The 18,990-nt window shown below is 70.5% G+C and carries 18 protein-coding genes, 1 tRNA gene and 5 pseudogenes; 10 read left to right on the plus strand and 14 right to left on the minus strand.

Annotation, left to right across the window (positions count from 1 at the left end; all coding sequences use genetic code 11):
• Positions 1 to 58: 58 nt before the first annotated feature.
• Positions 59 to 146, plus strand: a tRNA-Ser gene (locus ACGFYV_RS10995).
• A 70-nt stretch (positions 147 to 216) separates the two neighbouring features.
• On the opposite strand, the pseudogene ACGFYV_RS11000 reads toward ACGFYV_RS10995, so the two are convergent.
• From ACGFYV_RS11000 to ACGFYV_RS11010, 3 genes and pseudogenes are all read right to left on the minus strand, one after another.
• Positions 217 to 366, minus strand: a pseudogene (locus ACGFYV_RS11000) (site-specific integrase); the annotation flags it as partial.
• 79 nt (positions 367 to 445) lie between these two features.
• Entirely contained in the window at positions 446 to 652 is a 207-nt protein-coding gene (locus ACGFYV_RS11005; protein WP_393878058.1) for a hypothetical protein, read from the minus strand.
• 248 nt (positions 653 to 900) lie between these two features.
• On the minus strand, positions 901 to 1,668 hold the full coding sequence (locus ACGFYV_RS11010; RefSeq protein ID WP_393878059.1) for an SDR family NAD(P)-dependent oxidoreductase: 768 nt from the start codon (positions 1,666 to 1,668) through the stop codon (positions 901 to 903).
• Between the two features lie 262 nt (positions 1,669 to 1,930).
• Here ACGFYV_RS11010 and ACGFYV_RS11015 point away from each other — a divergent pair, with 262 nt between their 5' ends.
• Entirely contained in the window at positions 1,931 to 2,503 is a 573-nt protein-coding gene (locus ACGFYV_RS11015) for a TetR/AcrR family transcriptional regulator (RefSeq protein WP_393878214.1), read from the plus strand.
• Between the two features lie 23 nt (positions 2,504 to 2,526).
• Here the strand turns inward: ACGFYV_RS11015 and ACGFYV_RS11020 are convergent, their stop codons facing one another.
• Positions 2,527 to 3,159, minus strand: a complete 633-nt coding sequence (locus ACGFYV_RS11020; protein ID WP_393878060.1) for a poly-gamma-glutamate hydrolase family protein — start codon at positions 3,157 to 3,159, stop codon at positions 2,527 to 2,529.
• A 98-nt stretch (positions 3,160 to 3,257) separates the two neighbouring features.
• Entirely contained in the window at positions 3,258 to 4,964 is a 1,707-nt protein-coding gene (locus tag ACGFYV_RS11025) for a copper resistance protein CopC (protein WP_393878215.1), read from the minus strand.
• Positions 4,965 to 5,270: 306 nt separating this feature from the next.
• Here ACGFYV_RS11025 and ACGFYV_RS11030 point away from each other — a divergent pair.
• Positions 5,271 to 5,393: pseudogene (locus tag ACGFYV_RS11030) on the plus strand (Fe-S cluster assembly protein HesB); the annotation flags it as partial.
• A 138-nt stretch (positions 5,394 to 5,531) separates the two neighbouring features.
• On the opposite strand, the gene ACGFYV_RS11035 reads toward ACGFYV_RS11030, so the two are convergent.
• From ACGFYV_RS11035 to ACGFYV_RS11055, 5 genes are read right to left on the minus strand one after another with little or no spacing between them, the layout of a single operon-like run.
• Positions 5,532 to 6,569, minus strand: coding sequence for a CHAT domain-containing protein (locus ACGFYV_RS11035; RefSeq protein ID WP_393878061.1), 1,038 nt, complete (start codon positions 6,567 to 6,569; stop codon positions 5,532 to 5,534).
• A gap of 5 nt (positions 6,570 to 6,574) precedes the next feature.
• A complete protein-coding gene (locus ACGFYV_RS11040; protein WP_393878062.1) occupies positions 6,575 to 7,063 on the minus strand; it encodes a hypothetical protein in 489 nt (162 codons plus the stop codon).
• On the minus strand, positions 7,056 to 9,269 hold the full coding sequence (locus tag ACGFYV_RS11045; protein ID WP_393878063.1) for a hypothetical protein: 2,214 nt from the start codon (positions 9,267 to 9,269) through the stop codon (positions 7,056 to 7,058). Before ACGFYV_RS11045 ends, ACGFYV_RS11040 begins: the two co-directional genes overlap by 8 nt.
• Positions 9,266 to 11,053 carry a hypothetical protein gene (locus tag ACGFYV_RS11050; protein ID WP_393878064.1) on the minus strand — a complete coding sequence of 596 codons (1,788 nt, stop codon included), beginning with the start codon at positions 11,051 to 11,053 and terminating at the stop codon, positions 9,266 to 9,268. The genes ACGFYV_RS11045 and ACGFYV_RS11050 overlap by 4 nt, the downstream gene beginning before the upstream one ends.
• Positions 11,050 to 12,513, minus strand: a complete 1,464-nt coding sequence (locus ACGFYV_RS11055; protein WP_393878224.1) for an integrase — start codon at positions 12,511 to 12,513, stop codon at positions 11,050 to 11,052. The genes ACGFYV_RS11050 and ACGFYV_RS11055 overlap by 4 nt, the downstream gene beginning before the upstream one ends.
• A gap of 59 nt (positions 12,514 to 12,572) precedes the next feature.
• Between ACGFYV_RS11055 and ACGFYV_RS11060 the strand changes: the two are divergent.
• The 4 genes and pseudogenes from ACGFYV_RS11060 to ACGFYV_RS11075 form a co-directional block, all read left to right on the plus strand.
• A pseudogene (locus ACGFYV_RS11060) lies at positions 12,573 to 13,058 on the plus strand (HhH-GPD-type base excision DNA repair protein); the annotation flags it as partial.
• 100 nt (positions 13,059 to 13,158) lie between these two features.
• Positions 13,159 to 13,866 (plus strand): HdeD family acid-resistance protein, encoded by a 708-nt coding sequence (locus ACGFYV_RS11065; protein WP_393878065.1) that lies wholly within the window; start codon positions 13,159 to 13,161, stop codon positions 13,864 to 13,866.
• A gap of 216 nt (positions 13,867 to 14,082) precedes the next feature.
• Positions 14,083 to 14,412, plus strand: coding sequence for a hypothetical protein (locus ACGFYV_RS11070; RefSeq protein ID WP_393878066.1), 330 nt, complete (start codon positions 14,083 to 14,085; stop codon positions 14,410 to 14,412).
• Positions 14,413 to 14,469: 57 nt separating this feature from the next.
• Positions 14,470 to 14,610: a hypothetical protein gene (locus ACGFYV_RS11075; protein WP_393878067.1), complete on the plus strand. Its 141-nt coding sequence runs from the start codon at positions 14,470 to 14,472 to the stop codon at positions 14,608 to 14,610.
• Positions 14,611 to 14,678: 68 nt separating this feature from the next.
• On the opposite strand, the gene ACGFYV_RS11080 is transcribed toward ACGFYV_RS11075, so the two are convergent.
• The 3 genes and pseudogenes from ACGFYV_RS11080 to ACGFYV_RS11090 form a co-directional block, all read right to left on the minus strand.
• Positions 14,679 to 15,023: a helicase HerA-like domain-containing protein gene (locus ACGFYV_RS11080; protein WP_393878216.1), complete on the minus strand. Its 345-nt coding sequence runs from the start codon at positions 15,021 to 15,023 to the stop codon at positions 14,679 to 14,681.
• A gap of 97 nt (positions 15,024 to 15,120) precedes the next feature.
• Positions 15,121 to 15,237 (minus strand): annotated as a pseudogene (locus ACGFYV_RS11085) (helicase HerA-like domain-containing protein); the annotation flags it as partial.
• A gap of 121 nt (positions 15,238 to 15,358) precedes the next feature.
• Positions 15,359 to 16,489: pseudogene (locus tag ACGFYV_RS11090) on the minus strand (helicase HerA-like domain-containing protein); the annotation flags it as partial.
• Positions 16,490 to 16,527: 38 nt separating this feature from the next.
• On the opposite strand from ACGFYV_RS11090, the gene ACGFYV_RS11095 reads away from it, so the two are divergent.
• Complete coding sequence (locus tag ACGFYV_RS11095) at positions 16,528 to 16,824, plus strand: type II toxin-antitoxin system VapB family antitoxin (RefSeq protein ID WP_004943146.1); 297 nt, start codon at positions 16,528 to 16,530, stop codon at positions 16,822 to 16,824.
• A 100-nt stretch (positions 16,825 to 16,924) separates the two neighbouring features.
• Positions 16,925 to 17,560, plus strand: coding sequence for a LytR C-terminal domain-containing protein (locus ACGFYV_RS11100; RefSeq protein ID WP_393878068.1), 636 nt, complete (start codon positions 16,925 to 16,927; stop codon positions 17,558 to 17,560).
• A 203-nt stretch (positions 17,561 to 17,763) separates the two neighbouring features.
• Here the strand turns inward: ACGFYV_RS11100 and upp are convergent, their stop codons facing one another.
• The gene (gene upp, locus ACGFYV_RS11105; RefSeq protein ID WP_393878069.1) at positions 17,764 to 18,399 is read right to left on the minus strand and encodes a uracil phosphoribosyltransferase; all 636 of its coding nucleotides are present in this window, start codon (positions 18,397 to 18,399) and stop codon (positions 17,764 to 17,766) included.
• Between the two features lie 93 nt (positions 18,400 to 18,492).
• Here upp and ACGFYV_RS11110 point away from each other — a divergent pair, with 93 nt between their 5' ends.
• Positions 18,493 to 18,816 (plus strand): hypothetical protein, encoded by a 324-nt coding sequence (locus tag ACGFYV_RS11110; protein WP_393878070.1) that lies wholly within the window; start codon positions 18,493 to 18,495, stop codon positions 18,814 to 18,816.
• Positions 18,817 to 18,990 lie beyond the last annotated feature (174 nt).

An 18,990-nucleotide genomic window follows, 5' to 3' on the forward strand; every position in this document is an offset into this window, starting at 1 on the left:
TCCGGGCCTGCGGGAACGGGTTCGCGAGCACTCCCCTCGGTCATGTAATGTTTCCGGCGGAGGATTCGCCTAGAGGCCTAGGGCGCACGCTTGGAAAGCGTGTTGGGGGCAACCCCTCACGAGTTCGAATCTCGTATCCTCCGCCAGTGCCTCACCGGGCACGATGTCGAAGGGCCCCACCGTTCGCGGTGGGGCCCTTCGACGTTGTCCATACGCCTCGTTGTCCTGGTCTTTGTCCACAGCGGGGTTTCCCGGGGCTCCCCAGATGGCGCGCTCGATCTTCCGGGCCGCTTCCTTGAGTATGGGATCGGTCACGTGCAGGTACCGCGCCCGCATCCGGGCGGCGCCGTCCGGCTCCCAACCCACGGGGGCCGCAGCTCATCACTGCTGTAGAGGCCGCGCGGGAGCGCCCCGCAGCGCGTGGCTGCGGGGCGCCCAGTGGGGTTCAGTCGACCATTTGCCCGTCGTACATGCCGCCCTTGCAGGTCGGGGTCCCGGCCGCGGACGTGTGCGACCAGTTGACCGTTCCGCCGCCCTGCTCGCACTCACCCGGGGTGAGGCTGGCGGCGCTGGCGGTGGTGGCGCCTGTGAGGCCGAGTCCGGCGAGGGCTGCCGTGGCGATGACGGCGGCGAGGATTCGTCGAATGCGCATGTGGTTCGCCTTTCACGGATTGCCTCGGTTGGGACACCACTCAGCTTGATGTTGATCCATGCGGGTGACACGTCATGTTGGGCCGTTCGAGTGACATTGCTGCCGAGTGCGGGGAGGCGGTGACGCGAGCCGTCAGAGCAGTGGCCGGCGGTCTTCGGTGGCTGACCCTCAGTCCGCGCAAATGGACGCTTCGCAGGTCAGGAGCATGTGCCGGGCGCGCATCCGTCCGCGCGAGCGGGCCTCTTCGCTCAGAAGAAGCCGCCGTCCACGGGCAGTGTCCGGCCGGTCATGTAGGCGGCGTCGTCGCTGGCGAGGAAGGCGACCGCGGAGGCGATCTCGGCGGGGTCCGCAAGGCGCTCCAGGGCGATCTGCGTCCGCAGCCACTTCTCCAGGGGCAGCTCCAGGCCGGGGTGCCGATACGCCTCGCCGTGTTCGGCGGCCATGTCGGTGGCGGTGCCCCCGGGAGCGATGGCGTTGATGGTGATGCCTTGACGGCCGAGTTCGGCGGAGAGGTTGAGGACCATCGACTCCACCGCCGCCTTGCTGGCCGCGTACAGGGTGTGGTGGAAGATCGCCCGAGTGGCACTGACCGAGGACGTGAGCACGATCCTGCCCCCGGTACCCATGTGGCGGGCGGCGTGCTGCACGGCGAACAGCTGGCCGCGCGTGTTGACGGTGAAGACGCGGTCGAAGTCGCCCGGTGTCAGAGTCTCCAGGGGGCCGAAGTGCTCGATGCCCGCGAACGAGGCGAGCACGTCCAGCCGCCCGAAGGCGCGCACGGTCTCGTCCACGAGGTGGCCGGTCTGATCCGGGTCGGCGACGTCCGCCTGTAAGGCGATCGCCCGGCCGCCGTCGCCGGTGAGCCGCGCGACAAGGGCGTCGGCGGCATCGTGGTTGCCGCGGTACCCGATGGCCACCGCCGCTCCTTCGGCGGCCAGCCTGGTGGCGACCGCCGCTCCGATGCCGCGGCTGCCGCCCGTCACCACCGCCACTTTGCCCGCGAACCGCTTGTCCATGTCCGAACCTGCTCTCTTGGGGTCGTCCGGCAGCCGCACGGGGCGCGGTCGCCTTGATGTGCCGATAGTAATCGAAGGAAATCCTTCACTTAGGGGAGAGGTGAGGAGAGACGGGTGCCGTCGACGCGAAGAGGGATGATGGTCCTTCCCACCGGTCCCAGAGCGACGAAAGGCGTCTCCCCTCGTGACCACTGGCTCCGACCCGGGCAGCACTGGCGGCAGGCCGCGGTTGCGCGCAGACGCCGCTCGCAACCGCGAAAGGGTGCTGTCGGCGGCGAGGGAGGCCTTCCGTGAAAGCGGCACCGCCGCCCCACTGGATGACATCGCCCGGCGTGCGGGCGTGAACATCGCCACCCTCTACCGGCGGTTCCCGGACCGGAACACGCTCATCCGCGAGGTCGTCCTGGACGGTTTCCACTTCGTCCTCGCCGCTGCCCGCACCGCCCGCGACACCCCTCTCGATCCCCTGACGGCTGTTGAGGCGATGTTGCTCCACTTTGTCGACAACCGAGAGCTGCTGGTGCTTCCCCTGATCGGCGGCCCGTCTTTTGAGGACGACCAGATCGTGGAGGTGCAACGGCGGATCGCGGAGGCCCTGGAGGACGTCCTGGCCGCCGGCCGCCGACGCGGGGTTGTCCGCGAGGACATCAACGCCGTCGACCTGATCACCACCGGTGCCCTGGCCTGCCGACCGCTCCCTCACCTCCCTGCCGAGGACGCCACCGCCCTTGCCGTGCGACACGTCCGCATCTTCGTCGACGGGCTGCGGCCCGCAGCGGCCCACCCACTGCCTCCCGCCGTCGCTCATGACCGGATCACCCGGCCCAGCACCTGAACGGCGATCACGAGCGGCACACGTCAGTACGGCTCGACGGGGCTTCCGGCGGTCTTCGGTGGCAGCAGCAGCCGGACTCCGGTCGTCAGCGCGGTCGTCACCGCGGGCGGTGGGAGGTCGGGGGTTCCCGGGGAGGTGCGGCGGCCCTGGGTGCGGGCGGCCAGCGGGAGTTCGAGCTGGACGCCGCCCTCGGCGGTGAGGTTCACCGGGTTGCGGGGGTTGAGGCCGCGCAGGCCGGGCGGGATGTCCGGCAGGGCCGTCACGGGGTCGAAGTCCGGTGCCTCGCGGGCCAGGGCCTGACGGAGGGTGTGGGCCGCCTCGCGGTTGGTGCCGCCCAGGAAGATCGAGCGGGGCGCCGAGCGGCGGAAGTGGCCGTGCAGGGAGACCGTGAGGCTCACGTGGGCCAGGAAGTCACGCAGGGCCGCGCTGTGGGGCACCGACATCCGGTGCGAGGGAATGTGCACCGGGTCGCCGGCGGGCTGCGTGAAGACCAGGCAGCTGGCGCCGGTGCGGGCCGCCACCTCGTACGCCAGCTCCGCCGTACCGCCCTCCTTGCTGCCGTGCAGGGCCAGCACGCCGATCCGCGACCCGAGCGTCAGGGTGGCGAGGAACTCGGCGCCCTCGATCTCGATCCGCTCCTCCATCAGCTCCCCCATCCGTCCGCTCTCCCATCAGTTCCCCCATCGGTCCGCTCCTCCGTCCGCTCCTCCGTCCGCTCCCCCGTGTGTCCTCCCGCCCGATCCTCCGTCCACCCTCACCGCGTCACGCGCACCGTTCGGGACACGGTCACCTGGTCCAGCTCGGACACCCGTACCGTCGCCTTCATCGTCCACTCCCCGGGCATCGGCAGGTCGAAGGAGTCGGCGGCCCAGTAGCCGCCCCGGTCGGTGATCCGGGTGTCCAGGGGGCCGATCCGTCGGGCGGGCAGGGTCAGGGTGACGCGGAGTTCGGGAACCGAGGACAAGCCGCCGTCGGGGCCGTAGACCACCGCTTGGACGGAGGTCGCGCCGACCCGGCCGGGGTCCAGGGTGATCTGCACCTTGCCGTGGCCGCCGGGTGTGCCGACGTCGAAGGGGATGGTGGTGACGGAGGCGACCGGGATGCCGGTCCCGGTCGCCGTGCCCGCCGCGGACCGCGCCGCCTCGGCCGCCGTGCGGCCCGGCACCGTGCTCGTCAGCAGCGTCGTCAGCACGAGGACCACCATGCCCACGGCCACCTCGGCCAGCACTGAGCGGCGCAGATGGCCGGGTCGGTGATGGGCGGTGCCGGTCGTCAGGCGGCGGGACCAGGCCGCCGCCGCGAGCAGCACGGCCACCGCCGCGAGCTTGGCCAGCAGGACGCGCCCGTACGAGGTGCCGGTGAGCGCCTGCCAGGAGCCCAGGCCGCGCCAGGACTGGTAGACGCCGGTCACCACCAGGACCGTCACCGAGGCGAAGGCCAGCCGGGAGAAGCGGGTGACGACCTGGGCCGGCGCGGCGAGCGGGTCCGGTGGTGTGCCGCGCAGGGTCAGCAGCAGGGCCGGCAGACCGCCGAGCCAGGCCGCAGCCGCCAGCAGGTGGAGCGAGGTGGAGACGATGGCCAGGGGGACCTGGAGACCCGCCGAGGCGTGTTCGGCGGCCGACCAGGTCAGGGAGAGGGCGACGGCGAGGATCGCGCCGGCCGCGAGGACGGCCCGGCGGGGGATCCGGCGCCGCCCTCTCCTCAGGAACAGCGCGCAGGCGGCCGTGAGGAGGAGCAGGGCCAGGCGGACCAGGAGGAGTTCGCCCGGACGGGTGGTCGCCGTGCGGGTCAGGGAGGACAGGGCGAAGGCCCGCACCGGGGAGACGCCCTCCTCGTACGGGCCCCGCAGCAGGAACTGGGCGATCGTCGAGGCGAGCAGGGCCGAGCCGCCGGTGCGCAGCAGGACCAACAGGGGCGGCTGGAGGAGCGGGGGGAGCAGGTGGGATCGCGACGGCGGGCGGCAGTACGCCACGAACGCCGCCGTGCCCAGCAGGAGGGCCGCGGCCAGGTAGGAGAGGTAGCGCGCGATGTCGTACAGGCGCGTGGTCGTCCCGTTCTCCGCCGGGCCGGGCGGACTCGCCGGCCGGGCCGTGCGCTCGCCCACCGAGAACGTCAGTGCCCCGGACACCGGGTGGCTGTCCGCCGACACCACCCGCCAGGCCACCGTGTAGGTGCCGGTGCCCAGGCCCGCGGGGAGGGTGACACGGACCGTGTCGGAGCGGCCGGGGGCGTGGTCCGGCTCGCCCGTGCGGACCCGGCGGTTCCCGGGGTCGTAGACACGGAACGAGTCGGCCGGCAGCCCCACCGACTCGGTGAAGGTGAGCGTGACGTGCCGGGGAGCGCGCTGGAGGACGACTCCGTCGCCGGGGTCCGTCTCCCGCGGGGCCGCGTGGGCGAAGGCGGGGGCCGCGGAGCCGAGGAGAAGGGCGAGGAGGAGGGCGAGGAGGCCTGCCGCCGGCACCAGCGGTGTGCGCGGGCGCACGACGTCGTGCCCGCCGTGTTCTTCCCGCACGTCACCCCCCGCCCGCCCGCTGTCCCCGGACCCGTCGCTTCCTCTTCCGCACCCGCTTCCTCTTCCGCACCCGCTTCCTCTTCCGCACCCGCTTCCTCTTCCGCACCCGCTTCCTCTTCCGCACCCGCTTCTGCTCCCGCTCCCCGCATACGTACGTACGGACGGATCCGGGGCGGTGCTCAACCGGATACGGAAAGCACTGGCGGACGGAAAGCACGGCGGGCGGACCGCGGACCCGCGCGGGATCATCGACCCATGGACGTCACCCTGCACCGCTCCCAGGACCCCGAGGCCGACGCGCTGCTCGGGCGCAGTCCGCTCGCCGCGCTGACCGGGATGCTGCTGGACCAGCAGATTCCGATGGAGTGGGCGTTCAAGTTCCGTGTCCAGTCTTGGCGTGTTGCGTATCAGCCCGCGCGTGCCTGATGCGCTCGCCATAAGACGCCCCGGGCCCTGGCTCTCCGATGCCCCCATCTTCAGCAGTTGTGATGGAACCCCTGCCTGCAGCCTGTCCTCTCAGCAGGGCCGCTGCACCAGGTGCGTAGTCCACGGATTCAGGCCCTCGGTATGAACCAGAGTGGGCAGGTCAGATCCCGGCAGCCCTTCGAGTTCGACGGCAGCCTGACCTGAGGCATGCGCTGCGCCGATGGACTGCCCATTGGCGATCGCAGCGTAGAACTGCGCCGCGTAAGTGATCGCGGCCAGGTCGTCGACAGAGTCGGTCATGCCGATCGCGAACGGGGTGATGGCATCGGCCAAGTGCTCGATCTGGCCCGCCGACCGGCAAGAGTTGAGTACCACAAGCACCGGCGGGTCGTCAGTCGCTCCGACTGCCTTAGCGAAGGCGCCAGCAGTCACGACAGCTCCATCGTTGAATGAGTCGACATCCTGCTCAAACACGATGAGGTCCTCATTGCTGTGTCCAGAGAAGTGGACCACGTGGGGTCGGAACCTCGTGATGCCGTCAAGTAGATCGCCCGTGGTCGCCGCAGGCCTGAAGTCGAACTCAACGTGATCAGCGTGACGCCCGCGCTCAACCGCCTCACGGATCTTCTTCTGCTCACGAGGCACCCGCAAATCACCCTCCCCGGAGGAGGCGAGCATCAATATGCGTAGCTTCTCGGGGCGGGGTTCGCGTGCAGCCCGCGCCGTGGTGGGCGCGGGTTCGCGGGTCGGCCCGACGAGTTCCCTGACGGTGTCCAACCGACTGCCGATAGCAACGCGGAGATTCTCGATCAAGTCGGCGGCATCAGTCTGCTCGTAAATGTCCCGCGGGTTCCCGGTGACACGGTCCGCGACGGGGCGGTCCAGATACCCGCGCGCGTAATCATCGAGACTCTCGACCCACTTTGCCCCCTTTTCGATGGCCCGGTGTTTCGCTTCTTCCGCGAAAAGGCCGAGAGGCCTTGAGGAGAACTCCAGCTCTCTCGGATCGAGGCTGGGGACACCGAGGCGGCGAAGTGAGGCGTTGATCGCCTCCATCCTCTCGTCGCCCTGCCGAAGGTATGTGCGGAGCTTCTTGACGACGCTGGCGGAGAGTTCCGGGGTAGGCATGAGCCTCAGTGTGCATGAGTCTGCCCCTGCGGAAAGGCCCGGATGTTGTTGTCCTGTGGTTTCCGCAGCTGGGCATTCTCGACCTCCAGGACGTGGATCACTCGGACGAAGGTAGCCAGGCGTTCTTTCAATTCCCGGTGTTCCTGCCGTAGGGATACGAGCTGCTCGCGAAGCCGGTCGTTGTCATCTTGGAGCCGCTGGGCGATCTGCGGCCGGTGGTCCTGTGCTTGGACGAGGGCATAGAAGAGGTCCTTGAGCCCGGTGTGCTTGTGCGTCAGTTTGTGACGCTTGAGCTGGGCTTCCGCAGCCAGTGACTTGACGGTGAGCTGCCCGTCGGAGTGCAGGGGGACGCCGGCCAGGAGGCGGATCATGGCGTCGGTGATCGCGCGGATCTCTGCGCGGTCCTCAGCGTTCCCGTCTCCCGCGATCTCGGTGGCGATGGTCAGAGCGGTGCCGATGGTCTCGGCCAGTGCAGGAGGTGCGGTGTCAGGCATGGGCAGCCTCCGGAGTGTTGGTGGTGCGGGTTTGGCGGTGGTCCTCGATCAGGGCGGCGAGTGTCTGCCGTCGCTGTTCAAGGCGTCGTCGGATGGGGTGTGGCAAGAGTCCGTCGCTGACTTCGGCGTTGATCCGCTCGATCTCTGTCGATGCGAGGTCCATGTGTGTGTCGGTGCGGGCGATGTTGGGGCAGGCGGAGTGACAGCGGCTGTGGCTCGGGGTGCGCTGGGCGGTGGCGTCGCCTTTCCCTCGTGCGGGGTTGCAGAGCGCTGTGTGAGGGTCGTAGTTGCAGGTCAGGAACGATTCCGGGTGGTCGAAGACCTGAAGGCGGGGGTTGGCGATGAGCGCCTTGTGCTGCCGTTTACTGAGGAACCCGCCCGCGTAGGTGCTCTGGAACTCGTTGGCTGCGGCGATGTAGCGGCCAACGGCGGGACCGCTGACGCATTCGCCGGCGGTGAGGCGTTCGGCAGCGGCGGCGAGGGTTTCCGCGCTCGCCAGCGCTTGCTCCAAGTCGAGGAGTTGGAGCATGTCGGCGGTTGAGCGGCCTCCGTAGCCGTCCGCGAGCGAGGCTGTGACGTGGCCGTATTGGATCCCCAGGGCGATGCGGCCGGAGGGGCGGCGGACGATGAACCAGGCGATGGTGCGGCGGAAGCGTCGCAGGGTGATGGTGCCCTCGGGGTCGTCCAGGATGAGTTCGTGGTCGCGTCCGTGTTGGCGGGCAAGCTCGTTGGCCCAGGCGGTGAACCGGCGGATGCGGGCGATGGCCAGGGCCGGGGTGAGTGCTGAGCCGAGGTAGGTGCGGGGTTTGTGGCACTTGGACAGCGAGCGAGGGAAGAGGAGTCGGCCGTCGGTCAGGTCCTCCAGGGCGGTGACGGCTTGTTGGACGGGAGCGATGACTGTCCAGGGGTGGTCGCGCACGGCGCCCTGGGGGATGTGGTTCCCGCGGTTGTCGGTCACGGTCTTGAAGTGGCGCCCGGTGATGCGGTGGCGGACGGTGCCGTCGGGCCGGTGCTCGGTGGTGCAGCAGCTCCGCTCCAGTTGCAGAACCTCTTGAGGGCGGATGCCAGAGAGGTAGGCGATGACGATCAGGCCCGCGGTCATCAGGTGTTCGGACAGGTCCTGGACTTCTTCGAAGTCGATCACACCGCGCCATGGGCGGCCATCGATGCGGCCGGTGATCTCAGTGGACAGCGGGGCGCCGTCGCCGGTCGTGAGCCCGGGAAACGCCTGCATGATGGTGCCGATGCTCTGGTTGACCTGGCTCACGGACACACCAAGCAGGCCCGCGATGTACTGGTTGTGGTTCGGTAGCGGGGGCGGCGCCGCGTTCGTGCGCCGCATGTGGGCTTGCCGAATGGTCTGGACTCGGAGGCTGTTGAAGCCGGGGACCGGCTGGCCGGTCTCGTCCAGGTGCTGGAGGTAGGCACGGAGCTTGTCCCGGCCGCCGGGTTGGGCGTTTCGGGGAGCGCCATTGAGGATCCTGCGCATCTCCGCGCGCGCCTCCAGGATGTCCGGGGCGAGGTCCGTGAGCGTGCGTAGGGCCCAGACCAGCAGTGGTGACATCACGGAGGGGTGGATGGGGGCGGTAGCGTTCTCACCGCCGCGCTGCCACTGCCTGAGCCCGTCGGCGTAGGCCCCGGTTCCGCCGACTTCCGGGTTCTCCCAAGGCGGCATGGGAATGCGGTCCTCGGGCAGCAGGAACGGGGCAAAGGCCCAGAGCCGGGTGATGGAGAACAGTTCATGAATGAGGACCCGGCGGTCGATTTCCTGGCTCCCTCGCTCGGTGGCGTACTCCTCCATGAGTTCGGGCGTGATCTCCGCCAGTGAGCCGATGGGACGCGTGCCGAGCCAGCGAGCGAGGTAGCCCCAGGATCTGATCACGCTGCGGAGGGTGGCGACGGCTGGGCGTTCCCGGGTGGCGGCCCGTGACCCGGTCAGCAGTGACTGCGGGGTCGGGAGGTTGAGCAACGCCCAGCCTGCTCGTTTGAGGCCCAGCAGCAGGGGCGTGGGCTCCTTGTCCCAGACGACGCTGAGGTTCGTCGTCGACTCCCCGTGAGAGAGGGCTGCAAGGTTCCAGGTTGGATCGCCAAAAAGAGGGATGTCCCTGGCTGCTGTTCCGGGGCGGGCCCGGTCGAGGGCGAAGACCGGGGTGTCCGGTGCGGGGTTGACCAGTACGGCGTCGTGCTGGACGAGCGGATGGATCACGGGTCGAGGCGCCTTTCCAGCATGCGGTCGATCAGGGTGCGGTCGTCGTCCGTCAGCTCCGCCAGAAACTGGCGGCGGCTGTGCTCGGTGGTGTGGTCCTCGACCAGCGCAGAGACGCGGGCGAAATGCTCTGCCCAGTCGGCGGCCCAGACCTCAGGCGTGACCGTGGTGCGGACTGCGGCGAGGGCTTGGTGCAGGTAGGCGATTCGGGGCAGGTGGCGGCTGGTGGCCACCGCGTTGGGACAGGCGAAACACATCAGGAACGACACCGCGCAGGGCCCGGCCGGGGTGAACGGGCTGTGTTCGAAGTCGGTGCAGGCGGCGACGGGGGTGTCGAGTCCTCCACCAATGACGTCGAGGGCCGCGGCAGGCGTCAGACCTGAGGCGGCGGCCACGGCTTCCGCGCTCTCCCCGCTCGGGGAGGGTGTCGCGACGCGCATCCTGACCTGTGCGTATGCGTGCTCGACTGCCGCGTGCAGACCGGCAGCCACCACCTCGGCCGATGCCTCGCGGATGTGCGGGTTGCGCATGAGGTAGACGTCGTCGTGCGTGCGCTGGGTGTTGTTGCGCGGCCGTCCGTAGAGGCCCTGTGCGGTGTTGCGCAGGACCTGCGCGGAGAGCGGATGACCGTCGCGGGTCAGGGCCAGGCCCTGCGACCACGTGCGAATGAAGTAGGGCAGGGCTTGCCCGTCTTCTCTGTCGGCCTCGATCAGTCCGTATTGCGACCAGGCCAGCAACAGCCGGTCGTTCGGCGTGCCCAGGCTCTCCAGCAGGGTGCGCAACGGCTGGGTGATGTCCAAGATGCGGCGGACGACCCGACCCGCCGTGCCCTCACCGAGATCCACCAGGTTGTTGCTCGCGTGCCGGCGGCGGGCTCCGCGGCGGGGCTTGTCCGTTGTGATCCGGTGAATCACCTCGGCCCCACCAGCGGCGTCCGCGTTGGGCGACGAGCCTGGAATCCGCATCTTCTGCAAGACCGAGAGGTTCCATCCCTCGTGGCAGACCAGCAGGACAGCAGCGGCGCCCATCTCCGCGCAGGTAGGGAACAGCAGGGCCGTGGTCGCCGCGGCCCCACCCGCGCGGTCGACCACCGTGCGGACCGGTTCGTGCAGGTGGCGGTGACCGCGAGACGAGAGCTGCCAAGGCAGGCGCCCGGTCCGGCTGAGCCCGTCGAGGACTGCCGCCAGCTGTCCCTCAGCGCAGTTCGAGGCGATGTGTTCAGCCCGCCAGCGCTCAAGCAGCCTGATGCTCTCCTCGATGCGCAGCTGTGCGGCTCGGAGGGTGCGAGCTGCCGCCGTTTTGATCGCCTCGAACTCCTCCGCGGAGTAGGTCCGGGCGGGCCCAGGCTGCGGGGCTCCACTGCGGAAGAGCGTCAGGACCGTCCGTGTGGCCGACGGCAACGAGTCCACGGCCAGCAACAGCCTCCTCAGGCGCCACCGGTAGTCGCCAGGCAGCACCCATTCGTTCCAGACGGCAGGCGTGATCTGCCCGGCGGTGGCGACGGGCGGGGTGCGGTCGGCAGCCCACCGCAGGAAGTGCCGCGTCAGCTTGGCCCGGCTCTGTAAGGTCGCCGCCGCGTTCCACTCCCGCCCGGCCAATTTTCCAAAGGCTGCCGCCAGTTCGCGGCGCAGCTCCTCCGAGCCGGGACACTGCCCGAAGTCGAACCGACCCAGGTCCTCCCCGCGGGGCCCGCGTGCGTGAACGGCCAGCCCGTCGGTGGACAGGTTCGGCGGTCGCTGGTGCCGCTGGCCCGGCAGCGTGGCCTTGCGGCCCCGCCCGCTCACGCCACCGCCCCTGGGACGTCGAGAACGAGGCCGGTGCGTTCGGCGATCAACGCCAGCAGCTCAGTGGTCTCGCTGTCGTCCTGGCCCAGGAGCAGGCTTTCGAGTTGCAGCCCGCGCACCGGCTCCAGGTAGATCGCCCGAGTGGTCTCCTCCGACCGGTGTCCGAGGAGGTCTTTGACCATCGACCAGACACCGCCGTAGATGTCCTCGTAGTGGCGCCGCTGGTCGGGGCTGAGCCCCATCCGGCGGTCCATCGCGTAGTGCAGCGACACCAGCATGCGCAGCGCGAACGAGTGCCTGGCCATGTGCGGGGTGGCGAAGAGCTCCAGGCCCAAGGCCTCGCACCGTCGGTTGGCACGGGCGAACAGGTTGCTCCAGCCCCGGTAGCGGCGAGGCATGCCGGACTCGGTCAGCCACAGCATCGCGGGCTCCAGGCCCTGCGGGCCGCGGACGAACAGCCGCAGCCGCTGTCGGTCGTCGAGCTCGTTCAGCCCGACGCGCCCGGTGCGTCCGCCCGGGGCGCTCCAGCGGACTTCACCCCGCCGGGTGACCTCCTCAACGACCCGAATCCCTTCCAACCGCTCGTAAGTGCCCGCCTCCTGTGCCTGCCGCACGGCCAGAGCCCTCGTGGACAGCCGGTAGTCCCTCACCGCCCGAAGGCCGACGTGGCTGACGTAGAAGTAGCGGCCGGCGCGTTTGGCCGCGGCAGTCGCCAGACGTGCCGCATAGAACCGCTGGTCGCCGAGCGAGGGCAGCTCGGACTCCAGCAGCGTCCCGGCCTCCCGGCGTCGCAGGCCGCTGCCGTAGAGCAGGTCGGCGAACGCCGCATCCCGTCCGTCGTTGCGGCCCCGCCAGGCCGGATCCTCGGTCCCGTCCGGCAGCATCCCCCGCAAGCCGACGTCCCTCCACAGCCTCCAGGCCCGCGGCGTCAGCCACTTCACGTCCGACGTCCGCACGTCTGCCGGGGCCAGTTCTGGGATCTCCGCCATCACGCCGTCCCGCGTACGGACCGAACGCAGACGCACCGGGTTCACCGCGACGTATCCCCGCGCCGTCGCCCAGTCGTAGAGCAACCGGAAGGCTGCGAGCTCCCGTCCCCACTTCGCACCGCCGATCGGCGCGTCGTTGTCCTCGGCGCGAAGCCGCCAGTCCTCCCAGTCCTCCAGGTCCTCCGCCGTGGCGCGGTCCCAGGTCAGGCCCGACCGCCACAGGAACGTGAAGAACAAGCGGTAGTCCAGCGCGTACGACTCCTGCGTACCGGGTGCCTTCCCCACGAACGGCGGTCGCCGGAAGAACTCGCTCAGCCGGGCATCAACACGGCCCTCGGGAGATACCAAGATCGGCTGCCGTTGCCGGACCCCTAACCGCCGCTCGCGCTCTTCCAGATCGGCTGCCCCCGCGATCGCAAGATCCCCGAACGCGCCGCCCCGATCGGCCCAGAACAGCTGCCACTCACCCATCACAAAGACGCTCCGTAATCACAACACGACTTGCTGTAACACGCGGAACGTACACGGAATTCAAGGGGCCGGCCACGATCGCGCGGCGGATGGGGGCCGAGGACCTGGACGCGCACGACATCGCGGCCAAGGACCCGGAGGCGTTCGCCGCGCTGCTCTCCGAGAAGCCCGCCGTGCACCGCTATCCGGGGTCGATGGCCAAGAGGATCCAGCAGCTGTGCCAGTACCTGGTCGAGCACTACGACGGGGACGCCGAGGCGGTGTGGCGGGGTGTCGGCAGCGGGGCCGAACTGCTGAAGCGGCTGGAGGACCTGCCCGGGTTCGGGAAGCAGAAGGCGCAGATCTTCCTCGCCCTGCTCGGCAAGCAGCTGGGGGTGCGCCCCAAGGGCTGGCGGGAGGCCGCCGGGCCGTACGGGGAGGAGAGGTCCTTCCGGTCCGTCGCCGACATCACCGGCCCCGAGTCACTCGCCAAGGTGCGGGCGCACAAGCAGGAGATGAAGGCGGCGGCCAAGGCCGCGAAGGCAGCGAAAACAGCAGGTCAGTAGGGGGATCAGGGGATCTCGGCGGCCGTTTCGCAGCAGCGGGGCGGCGATCGGGTGGCCGCCCCGAGTGGCGGAACGGACCTGTTCGATCCAAGCATGGAACATGACCGAGGCACCCAGTGGCGGTCCCTCCTGGGACCGCGATTACGAAGACCGCAACGTCAAGGCGGAACACCCGCCACAGGCGGACCACTCCCGGCCCGCACCCACGGCACCGGCGGCACAGGCCGAACCGGTCGAACCGCCCTTCGAGGGACCGCTGCACGCCCTGTCGCAGGCCGCCTGGCAGGTGGTCCTGCTGACCGGGCTGGCCTCGCTGATCCTCGGAGTGCTCGTCCTGATCTGGCCGGGCCCCTCCCTGATCGTCGCCGGCGTCCTGTTCGGCGTCTACCTCGTGGTCAGCGGCGTCTTCCAGATCGTCGCCGCCTTCGGCACCCACAAGAAGACCTCGCTGCGCGTGCTGGCCTTCGTCAGCGGTGGCCTGTCGATCCTGCTGGGCCTGTTCTGCTTCCGCGGGGCCATGCAGTCGATCCTGCTGCTCGGCCTGTGGATCGGCATCGGCTGGCTGATCCGCGGGATCACCCAGACCATGGCGGCGATCTCCGACTCCACCATGCCCGCACGGGGCTGGCAGATCTTCCTCGGAGTCGTCACCTTCCTCGCCGGCATCGTGCTGATCGACTCGCCGGTCCAGTCCGTCGCCATCCTGACCCTGGTCGCCGGCTGGTGGCTGATCGTCGTCGGCATCGTGGAGATCGTCACCTCGTTCGGCCTCCGCGGACGCGCCAAGAAGATTCCGCAGACCGTGTGAGCCGTTCCGCGGGCGGTGCGAGCCGTTCCGCGGACCGGGCGGTGCGAGCCGTTCCGCGGACCGGGCGGTGTGAGCCGTTCCGCGGACCGGGCGGTGTGAGCCGTTCCGCGGGGACCGGGTGAGCCGCCGTCAACCGCGCGAACCGCGGGTACGCCGAGAGAGCGGTTCTCGTCCCGGGGCGATGAACACCCCGGTTCCCGCGGGGACATGACCCGTGTGAGCAGCACCGCACGCCACCGCCCGCCGCGCCCTCGCGCATGGCTACGGCTGCTCGTGCTGCTCCTCGCCCTCCTGGTGCCCGGCGTCCATGTCCAGGCCCAGGCCCTGCCGGCGCCGACGGTGGCGACCGCGGAGACCGAGCACGACGTCCACCACGGCACGCTGCTGCGGCCCCCGGCCCGCACCGTCCACCGGTCCCACGCCCCCGAGCCCGCCGCGCCCGTGCCCGACCCGGCGGCGGCGCGACCCGCGGCACCCCCGTGCCCCGGCGCGCCGCTGCCGCCGTACGCCGTACCCCTGCTGCGCACCGTGGTCCTGCGCTGCTGACCGACCCCGCTCACGCCCAGGTCAGTCAGTTCGACGCGAGGAACCGAGGAACACAGCATGCCCACCGACCTGTACGCGGTCCTGCGCGCCCTGCTGCGCGCGGAGGCCAGGCGCGGCGCGCCTCAACGACCGGACAGCAGCACACCACCGCGACCGCAGCGGCAGCCCGAGGCCCCGCCCGGGGAGAACGGCCGCTGACGCGGAGGCGGAGGCGGGGAGTGTCGTCGAACGTCCGGTGAACAGCCGACCGTCCGCCGGGCAGAGACCTACCGCCTCTGCCGGGCCGTCCCGAACAGGGACCGGGTGATCTCGCGGCCGAGCTGCGTGCCCACCGAGCGGGCCAGGGACCGGAACATCCCGCTGGTGACCACCTGCTCCACGAGGGACGGCTCCTCCTCGGGCGCCTTCGTCCCCGCCCGCGCCCGCCCCCCGGTCCTCGGCGCGGAAGCGGCCTCCGCACCGGCCCGGTCCCCCTCCGCGGCAGCCTTCTCCTCCTGCGCGGCGGTCAGCTTCTCGTACGCCGACTCGCGGTCCACAGCCTGTGCATAACGTCCGTACAGCGAGGACTCCCGCACCTCCCGGTCCGGTTCGGCCGCGTCCACCGGGCCCATCAGGGACTGCGGGGCGCGCAGCCGGGTGGCGGCGACCGGGGTCGGGGCGCCGTTCTCGCTGAGCAACGGTGACCACGGCCTCGCCGGTGCCGAGGCCGGTGAGGAGTTCCTCCAGGTCGTAGGCGGAGTTCGGGAAGGTCTTCACGGTGGCCCTCAGGGCCTTCTGGTCGTCCGGTGTGAACGCGCGCAGCGCGTGCTGGACACGGTTGCCGAGCTGGCCGAGGACGTCGGAGGGGACGTCCTTCGGGGTCTGGGTGACGAAGAAGACGCCGCCCCCCCTTGGAGCGGATCAGCCGCACGGTCTGGGTGATCGCGTCCAGGAACGCCTTCGAGGCGTCGTCGAAGAGCAGGTGGGCCTCGTCGAAGAAGAACACCAGCTTGGGCCTGTCCGCGTCGCCGACCTCCGGCAGGTCGTGGAAGAGGTCGGCCAGCAGCCACATCAGGAACGTCGAGAACAGCAGCGGCTTGTCCTGGACGGCGGGCAGTTCCAGCACGGATACGACGCCGCGCCCGTCCGGCGCCGTACGCAGCAGGTCGGCGGTGTCGAACTCGGGCTCGCCGAAGAAGTCCGTCATGCCCTGGGCCTCGAAGGCGGTCAGGGAGCGCAGGATCACCCCGGCCGTGGCGGTGGACAGGCCGCCGATGTTCTTCAGCTCGGCCTTGCCCTCGTCTGAGGTCAGGAAGGCGACGACGGCCCGCAGGTCCTTGAGGTCGAACAGTTCGAGGCCCTTGGTGTCGGCGTAGTGGAAGATCAGGCTGAGGGACTGCTCCTGGGTCTGGTTGAGCCGGAGGACCTTCGACAGCAGCACGGGGCCGAAGCTGGTGATCGTGGCCCGGACCGGGATGCCGTGGCCGAGCCCGCCGAGCGCGAGGAACTCCACCGGGAAGCCGGCCGGGGTCCAGCGCTGGCCCACCTCGTCCGCGCGGGCGGTCACCCGGTCGGCGGGCTGTCCCGGCCGTGCGATGCCGGACAGGTCGCCCTTGACGTCCGCGAGGAACACGGCGACACCCTGCGCCGACAGCTGCTCGGCGATCAGCTGGAGGGTCTTGGTCTTGCCGGTGCCGGTGGCGCCCGCGACCAGGCCGTGGCGGTTGGGCATGGCCAGCGGGATGCGCACCTGCGCGTCGGTCCGGCACCGCTCGCCCCACATCAGGGCGCCCAGGTCGAGGGCGGGACCGGTGAAGGCGTACCCGGCGGCGATCTCCCGGGCGGGGGCGGGCAGTTCCGGCCGCGCGGCGGAGGGCTCGGGTGACCCGGGAGAGAACTCGGGTGTCCCGGGGGCGGGCTCAGGTGTCCTGGAGGAGGGCTCAGGTGACCCGGAAGGAGGAGTGGCGGCCGGTGCGGTCTCGCGGTCACTCACCTCAGGCCCCTGTTCCCGGCGGTACTTGATCCCGGCGGTGCTCCCGGTAGTCGCCGTTTTGCCCTGATTCACCCGGTCTTTTCCAGCGTCGTACTCCGCCGCCATGGCTGCGCCCGGAACGTCTTGGCCGGTAGGCTTTCCGTGTGATCTTCAAGCGCATCGGAAACGGCCGGCCGTACCCCGACCACGGCCGGGAAAGCACCCGGCAGTGGGCGGACGTCGCGCCGCGCCCGGTCCGCCTCGATCAACTCGTGACCACGAAGCAGCAACTCGACCTGGAGACCCTGCTGGCCGAGGACTCGACGTTCTACGGCGACCTCTTCGCCCACGTCGTGAAGTGGCAGGGCGATCTGTACCTGGAGGACGGCCTCCACCGTGCGGTCCGCGCCGCTCTTCAGCAGCGCCAGGTGCTGCACGCGCGCGTGCTCGAACTCGACTGACCCCGGCGGCGACACGGGCGTTGACCCTTTCGGGTTCCGCTGAGCGGCGCCGACTGATCATCTAATAGGCATCGCCGCTCAGGCGCACTACGCTGCGCTCATGAGCATGCTGACGCCCCCCGGCATGGGCGGCAAGTACCGGATCACGGGGGACATCTACCCTCGGATGCGCCCGCGCCGGCGGCGCGCCAGGCTCGTGGCCGCCGTGCTGGCGTCCGTGGCCGCGCTGGGCCTGGTCGGCTGGGGCACGCTGCAGCTCATCGACGTCTTCACGGGCGGCGACAAGCACATGGCGGCGGGCGGCTCCACGACGGACTGCCGTATCAAGGCCGCGACCGCCGCGCAGACCAAGGTGCTGCCCAAGCCCGGCACGATCACCGTGAACGTCTACAACGCCACCGCGCGCACCGGGCTCGCCAAGCAGACGGCGGACGAGCTGAAGAAGCGCGGCTTCAAGATCGGCGCTGTGGGGAACGCGAGCAAGGACTTCGACAAGAAGGTCAAGGGCACCGGCATACTCCTCGGCCCGGCCTCCGCGCTCGACTCCTCGCTGCCGGTCCTGTCCACCCAACTGGCCGACGCCCAGCGCCGTACGGACGCGGCCCGCAAGGGGACCGACATCGACCTGATCATCGGCGACGCGTTCAAGACCCTCACGCAGCGCACGGCCGCGGACCTGGCGGTCGCCAAACTGACGGCGCCGGCACCTGCGGCAACGCAGAAGAAGAGCTGCTGAATTCTCGCTGACAAGGGGCGGGGGGCCGCACGTCGTCGTCCGGCCGCGGGCCGTTCGCGGCCGGACGCGCAGTTCCCCGCGCCCATCAGGGTGCTTTACACGGCGGCGCCATAAAGGCGGTCACCCCCGCTCACGGCACGGGCACCGGCACCGGCACCGGCACCGCAAACCCGCACCCGTCCCCGCGCCCAGGCGCAGCGCGCCTACTCCGCCGCGCCGTAGAGGCGGTCGCCCGCGTCGCCGAGGCCCGGGACGATGTAGCCCTGCTCGTTGAGGTGGTCGTCGACGGCGGCCGTCACGACCGTCACCGGCGTGCCCGCCAGCTCGCGCTCCATCACGGCGACGCCCTCGGGGGCGGCCAGCAGCACCACGGCGGTCACGTCGTCCGCGCCGCGCTTGATCAGCTCCTGGATCGCCGCGACCAGGGTGCCGCCGGTGGCCAGCATCGGGTCCAGGACGTACACCTGGCGGCCCGAGAGGTCCTCCGGCATGCGCGAGGCGTACGTGGAGGCCTGCAGCGTCTCCTCGTTGCGGATCATGCCCAGGAAGCCCACCTCGGCGGTCGGCAGCAGCCGGACCATGCCGTCCAGCATGCCGAGGCCGGCGCGCAGGATCGGCACGACCAGCGGGCGGGGGCGGGCGAGCTTGACGCCGGTGGTCTGCGTGACGGGCGTCCGGATGTCGACGGCCTCGGTGCGCACGTCCCGCGTGGCCTCGTAGGCGAGCAGGGTGACCAGTTCGTCGGCCAGGCGGCGGAAGGTCGCGGAGTCGGTGCGCTCGTCGCGCAGCGTGGTGAGTTTGTGGGCGACCAGGGGGTGGTCGACGACGTGGAGACGCATGTCCCTAACAGTAACCGCGCCCGACCACCGCTCGCTCTGGCATCAAACCCCCCGTCCGAGGGAAAGTGAGAGGACGGACTGGGGTGGTGTGACGTGTCTGACCTGCCTGACGTGCCCGCGGACGTCTGCGAGGACCTCTGCGAGGAATCCTCCGACAACGCCGACAACGCCGACCGCGACGCCGACGACGCCGTTCTCGCTCGCGCCACCGAGCCGGAGCGGACCGCGCCGGAGCAGGCCGAGACAGAGCGGACCGAGCCGGAACACACCGAGACCGACGCCGAGCGCCGCCTCAGGCGTGCCCGGTTCCTGCGCGATCTCGCCGAGGCACGGCAGTTGCGCGACCGCGTCCAGCCCCGCCGCGCGAAGGCCGCCCGGCTGCGCCACGCCATGCGTATGCGGACGTTCCGTTGGTAGGCCGGTCCGGCGTACGGTCCTGAGGGCAAGGACCCGGGGAAGATCCCGGCGAGAAGGACAGCGGAAGAGCGAGGCGGCCGGAGGAAGATCAACGCCCGCCGTCGAGATGCGGAGGTGGCGTGCATGAGCTCGGGAAAAGCCGCGTACGATCCGCAAGTGGCGGCAACGAGTGCG

Origin of the sequence: Streptomyces sp. NPDC048297 (genome assembly GCF_043201585.1) — a bacterium.
In the GTDB taxonomy this organism is placed as follows: domain Bacteria; phylum Actinomycetota; class Actinomycetes; order Streptomycetales; family Streptomycetaceae; genus Streptomyces.

Excerpts from the sequence above, each read along its gene's own strand:
- ACGFYV_RS11005 (WP_393878058.1), bottom strand. The coding sequence starts at position 652 with ATGCGCATTCGACGAATCCTCGCCGCCGTCATCGCCACGGCAGCCCTC.
- ACGFYV_RS11010 (WP_393878059.1), bottom strand. The coding sequence starts at position 1,668 with ATGGACAAGCGGTTCGCGGGCAAAGTGGCGGTGGTGACGGGCGGCAGC.
- ACGFYV_RS11020 (WP_393878060.1), bottom strand. The coding sequence starts at position 3,159 with ATGGGGGAGCTGATGGAGGAGCGGATCGAGATCGAGGGCGCCGAGTTC.
- ACGFYV_RS11035 (WP_393878061.1), bottom strand. The coding sequence starts at position 6,569 with ATGCCTACCCCGGAACTCTCCGCCAGCGTCGTCAAGAAGCTCCGCACA.
- ACGFYV_RS11040 (WP_393878062.1), bottom strand. The coding sequence starts at position 7,063 with ATGCCTGACACCGCACCTCCTGCACTGGCCGAGACCATCGGCACCGCT.
- ACGFYV_RS11055 (WP_393878224.1), bottom strand. The coding sequence starts at position 12,513 with ATGGGTGAGTGGCAGCTGTTCTGGGCCGATCGGGGCGGCGCGTTCGGG.
- ACGFYV_RS11065 (WP_393878065.1), top strand. The coding sequence starts at position 13,159 with ATGACCGAGGCACCCAGTGGCGGTCCCTCCTGGGACCGCGATTACGAA.
- ACGFYV_RS11075 (WP_393878067.1), top strand. The coding sequence starts at position 14,470 with ATGCCCACCGACCTGTACGCGGTCCTGCGCGCCCTGCTGCGCGCGGAG.
- ACGFYV_RS11080 (WP_393878216.1), bottom strand. The coding sequence starts at position 15,023 with ATGGGCCCGGTGGACGCGGCCGAACCGGACCGGGAGGTGCGGGAGTCC.
- ACGFYV_RS11100 (WP_393878068.1), top strand. The coding sequence starts at position 16,925 with ATGAGCATGCTGACGCCCCCCGGCATGGGCGGCAAGTACCGGATCACG.
- upp (WP_393878069.1), bottom strand. The coding sequence starts at position 18,399 with ATGCGTCTCCACGTCGTCGACCACCCCCTGGTCGCCCACAAACTCACC.